The sequence below is a fragment of the Kineococcus arenarius subsp. arenarius genome, from assembly GCF_050871845.1.
Classification (GTDB): Bacteria; Actinomycetota; Actinomycetes; order Actinomycetales; family Kineococcaceae; genus Kineococcus.
Map to the genome: position 1 here is coordinate 1 of NZ_JBJLSE010000161.1, position 4,344 is coordinate 4,344.

General features: G+C 76.9%; 7 protein-coding genes. 2 read left to right on the forward strand and 5 right to left on the reverse strand.

Annotation, left to right across the window (positions count from 1 at the left end; translation table 11 throughout):
• Positions 1 to 123 precede the first annotated feature (123 nt).
• The 4 genes from ACRYM0_RS20380 to dut all read right to left on the reverse strand — a co-directional run bounded on the left by ACRYM0_RS20380 (position 124) and on the right by dut (position 2,627).
• Positions 124 to 816: a DUF3159 domain-containing protein gene (locus ACRYM0_RS20380; protein ID WP_432507675.1), complete on the reverse strand. Its 693-nt coding sequence runs from the start codon at positions 814 to 816 to the stop codon at positions 124 to 126.
• Positions 798 to 1,190, reverse strand: a complete 393-nt coding sequence (locus ACRYM0_RS20385; RefSeq protein WP_432507676.1) for an OB-fold nucleic acid binding domain-containing protein — start codon at positions 1,188 to 1,190, stop codon at positions 798 to 800. The genes ACRYM0_RS20380 and ACRYM0_RS20385 overlap by 19 nt, the downstream gene beginning before the upstream one ends.
• Positions 1,191 to 1,284: 94 nt before the next feature.
• Entirely contained in the window at positions 1,285 to 2,142 is an 858-nt protein-coding gene (locus tag ACRYM0_RS20390; protein ID WP_432507677.1) for a DUF3710 domain-containing protein, read from the reverse strand.
• Positions 2,139 to 2,627, reverse strand: coding sequence for a dUTP diphosphatase (gene dut / locus ACRYM0_RS20395; RefSeq protein ID WP_432507680.1), 489 nt, complete (start codon positions 2,625 to 2,627; stop codon positions 2,139 to 2,141). The genes ACRYM0_RS20390 and dut overlap by 4 nt, the downstream gene beginning before the upstream one ends.
• Positions 2,628 to 2,743: 116 nt before the next feature.
• Here dut and ACRYM0_RS20400 point away from each other — a divergent pair, with 116 nt between their 5' ends.
• Positions 2,744 to 3,256, forward strand: coding sequence for a DUF3093 domain-containing protein (locus ACRYM0_RS20400; protein ID WP_432507678.1), 513 nt, complete (start codon positions 2,744 to 2,746; stop codon positions 3,254 to 3,256).
• Positions 3,257 to 3,272: 16 nt separating this feature from the next.
• Here ACRYM0_RS20400 and ACRYM0_RS20405 read toward each other — a convergent pair whose 3' ends face one another.
• Positions 3,273 to 3,572, reverse strand: a complete 300-nt coding sequence (locus ACRYM0_RS20405; RefSeq protein WP_432484583.1) for a DUF4193 domain-containing protein — start codon at positions 3,570 to 3,572, stop codon at positions 3,273 to 3,275.
• A gap of 380 nt (positions 3,573 to 3,952) precedes the next feature.
• Here ACRYM0_RS20405 and ACRYM0_RS20410 point away from each other — a divergent pair, with 380 nt between their 5' ends.
• Positions 3,953 to 4,294: a hypothetical protein gene (locus tag ACRYM0_RS20410; RefSeq protein WP_432507679.1), complete on the forward strand. Its 342-nt coding sequence runs from the start codon at positions 3,953 to 3,955 to the stop codon at positions 4,292 to 4,294.
• Positions 4,295 to 4,344 lie beyond the last annotated feature (50 nt).

The window sequence follows — 4,344 nt, forward strand, 5'->3', positions numbered from 1 at the left end:
CGTGGGACATGAAGGCCTCTTGGTCGTTGGGCGGATGGCGTCAGACACCTCCACCCAGCACCAAGGGGCCTTCTTCGATCAAGCACCCACCCGGCGTGTCACCAACCTCATGGCCGAGTACAGCTAGGTGCGCGGGACCGCCCGGTCCTCCGGCTGCAGGGGGGTGCGCCCGCGCAGGAGCAGCGCGCCGGCGACGAGCACCCCCAGCACCAGCAGGGGCCAGCCCAGCACCAGCTTGCTCACCGCCAGCGCGGTCGTCTCCCCCGCCAGGTACAGCGGGAGCTGCACCGCCACGCGCACCACGTAGCCCGCCAGGAGCAGACCGGTGAGCTTCTGGCACAGCGCGACCACGCCGCGGTCGCGGCGCCAGCCCGCGGGGTCCTCGGTGACCGCGCCCACGAGGAAACCCACGACCGGCCAGCGCGCCGCCATGGAGGCGGCGAAGACGACCGCGAGGGCGGCGTTGAGCAGGATCCCCGGCAGGAACACGTCCTCCGCGCGGCCCGTGCGCGAGGCGATGAACGCGGCGACGGCGGTGGTGAGGATGCCCCCGACGGCGTGCTGGACGGTCTCGCGCCGCGCGATCCGCGCGACCAGGGCCACCAGCAGCACGGCCACCGAGGCACCGACGGAGACCAGCACGTCGGAGGTCGCGATCCAGCCGACCAGGAAGGCCAGCGCCGGGGCCGCGGAGTCCAGCAGCCCCCGCCACCCGCCCAGGGCCACCGACAGTCGCCGGCGCACGAGCTCCTCCACGGTCTCCGGGACCGCGTCGGGGGCGGGGTCGGGGCCGGGCGTCACGGGCTCTCGGAGCACAGCAGCTCGTAGCCGGGGTTGAAGATGACCCGCTGGCCGTCGTCGTCGGCGACCAGGCCGCGCGCCTTGACGCGCCGGCCGGGCTCGACACCGGCGATGCTGCGCCGGCCCAGCCACACCAGCGACACCGACCCGGTGCCGTCGAACAGCTCGGCCTCCAGGGCCTGCACCCCGCCACGGGGGCGCAGGGTGACCGAGCGGAGGGTTCCGCACACGCAGGCGCGCGTGCGGTTCGGGATCGCCCGGCAGGGCGTCCCACCCTGGCGCACGGCCTCCTGCTGCGCCTCCTCGGCCGCCAGGTCCGACTCGGAAGCGGTGAAACGCTGCAGCGCGCGCCGCCACAGGGGCGTGCTCAGCACCGACGACTTCGACACGGGGAACAGCGTAGGACCCTCCGGCGCTCCCGGTGACCCGGTCCGCCCCGGCCACCCGGGTGGAGGCCCCGGCAGGGCGCGCCGGGCCACCGGATCAGCGCACCTCGGTGATCTCGGGGCCGCGCTTGAACGGGTCGAGGTCGTCGCGGCCGCTCGCCGCGCCGCCCTCACCGGCCGGCTCCCCGGACTCGGCCGGGGCCTGCTGGGGGCGGGCCTTGGGCAGCGCCAGGGGGATCAGCTCACGCGGGGCCATGGCGTCGGGGCCGCGCACCACGACGACGTCGCGCACGACGTCCTCCAGCGGCCGGGCGGCCTGCGCGTCGTGCGCCGCCGCTCCGGAGAAGACGGCCCGCAGGAACCAGCGGGGCCCGTCCACGCCCACGAAGCGGGTCGGCTGGTGGGCGGTGCGCCCGTCGCCGGTGCGCACCGGCAGCCGCGAGAGCAGCTCGGCGCCGAAGGGGCCCGGGCGCTCCTCGACCGTGCCGCCCTGGGCGGCCACGGCCGCGGCGATCTCGCCGCGGATCTCGTCCCACACGCCCGCGGTGCGGGGCGCGGCGAAGACCTGCAGCTGCACGGCGGAGCCGGCCACGGCCACGGTGACGGCGATCACGCGCTGGCTGGCCTCCTCCACCTCGAAGCGCAGCTCCATGCCCTCCCGCCCGGCCAGCCGCAGCCCGCCCAGCGGCAGGCGGCCGTCCTCGTCGGGCACCTCGGAGGAGTCGAAGGGGCCGCGGGAGCGGTCCGGTGCCACGGCCGGTCCAGCGGCCGCGGCGGCGTCCCCGGGGCCACCCACCTCGACGGCGCCCGCCCCGGCGTCCCCGCCCCCGGCGGGGCTCGTCTCCTCGGTGGTGCTCGTCCCCCCGGTGGTGCTCGTCTCCTCGGCGGTGCTCGTGCCCTCGGCGGTGCTCGTGCCCTCGGTGTCCTTCGCACGCTTGCGGCGGAACAGGCTCACAGTCGTCCCTCCCCGGTGGTGGTGCCCTGGTCTGTGTGCTGGTGCGCGCCCGTCAGCGCCTGCGAGCCGCCCGTCGAGCCGTGCCCGCCCTCCCCGCGCGCGGACGCCGGCAGCTCGTGCACGGGCACGAAGCGGACCCGCTCCACGCGCTGCACGACCAGCTGGGCCACCCGGTCGCCGGCGCGCAGCTCCACGGCCTCGCGCAGGTCGGTGTTGTGCAGCGTGACGCGGATCTCCCCGCGGTAGCCGGCGTCGACGGTGCCGGGGGCGTTCAGGGTGGTCAGGCCCCGGCGCGCCGCCAGGCCCGAGCGCGGCACGACGAAGGCGGCGTACCCCTCCGGCAGCGCGACGGACACGCCCGTCGGCACCGTCACCCGCTCGCCCGGGCCGACGACGACGTCGACGCGGGTGGTCAGGTCGGCGCCCGCGTCACCGGGGTGCGCGTAGGTGGGCAGCGCGGCGGGGTCGGCCAGCACCGTCGCCACCTCGAGGGCGGTCCCGGGCTCGGCTGCTGCGACGTGGCTCACGGGCGTGGACCCTACCGGCCGCCCCCGTGCGGCGCCGGGCACCGGGTGGCGCGGGTGCGTGAGATCCTGACGACGTGAGCAGCGCCCCCGGTCACCGCACCCCCGCACGGGCCGACGGCGAGCCGGCGGGACCGGCCGCCCCGGGGACGGCGGTGTGGCGCGAGCGCTGGTGGCCCGCGGCGACGACGTGGCTGTCGTGGCTGCCCGCGGTCGCCGGCGGAGCGCTCATCGCCCTGCCGGTCCTGGGCGGCCGCGGCGCGCTGGCCGGCGGCCTGCTGGGCGCGGCGCTGGCCGTGGCCGTGCTCTGGAGCCTGTCCTCCACCGTCGAGGTCGCCGGCGGGCAGCTGCGCGCGGGCCGGGCCCGGCTGCCGCTGCGGGTGGTGCGCGAGGTCGAGGTCATCACCCCTGCGCAACGGCGTGCCGCGCTGGGTCCGCAGCTCGACGCCCGGGCGCACCTGGCGATCCGCTCCTGGGTGCCGGGGGCCGTGCGCGTCCACTTGGACGACCCGGCCGACCCGACCCCCTACTGGGTGGTCTCCACCCGCCACCCCCAGCAGCTCGCGGACGCGATCGCCCGCGGCCGCTGAGGGCGGCCGCCACCCCTCAGGCGGCGCAGTCGTTGCACACGACGCGGCCGTCACCGGTGTCGTGCAGCTGGCTGCGGTGCACCACCAGGAAGCAGCTGGTGCACGTGAACTCGTCCTGCTGGCGCGGGAGGACCCGCACCGACAGCTCCTCGTTGGACAGGTCCGCGCCGGGCAGCTCGAACCCCTCCGCGGCCTCCGTCTCGTCCTCGTCGACGGTGCCCGAGCTCTTGTCCGTGCGGCGGGCCTTCAGCTCCTCGATGGAGTCCTCGTTGAGCTCGTCGTCGTTCTTGCGCGGTGCGTCGTAATCGGTCGCCATGACCCTGCCTCACTCCGTGTTCCTGTGGTCCTGCGGCCGGCTCAACGCAGCACGGCCCCGAATGATGCCCGCGCCCCCGGCATCCGCTCGACGGTGCCCTTCTCTACGAGGCGAGCACGCATCATGACCTACCGCGGCGCGCACCACGAACCGGGGTGGGTCACGGCGCGTCGCCGACGGCCACTCAGGGCAGTCGCGCGGGGGCCGGACGGCTGAGTCCGCCGCCGCCGCGGCGCGGCACCCGCCGTCCACAGCGACACCGGAGGAGTTGGAGCGGGCTCCGACGGCCCGTAGTGTGCGCCCGTCCCCGCCGACCGGCAGGCCCGCCCGCGCACGTGCGCCGTGCGGCTGCCGGGCGCCCAGAGCTCCCAGGAGGTGCCGTGTCCGCGCAGGATCCGCGTCCCAGCGAGACGACGACGTCCGTCCCCGACGGCGAGACCGCCCGCTGCGCCCCACCCGCCTTCGTGGCGGGGTTGTCCGAGCGCGTCCAGCAGACGCGCGCCACCATCGAGTCCGCCACCGCCGCCGGCGAGGAGGAGCTCGCCGCTGCGCACCGCGGCGAGCTCGAGAGCCTGGTCGACCTGGCCGCCGCCCACGACGTCGCCCTGCCCGACACCGTGGCCTACCTGGCCGAGCAGGCCGGCGAGGGACCCGGCGGAGCCCCCGACCGCGTGATCGACCTCACCGTCCCCGCTCCGCGGACCAGCTGCACGCCCGCCTGAGCCCACGACCGCAGGGGTCGTGCCCCCTCCCCGCCCGGGGAGGGGGCACG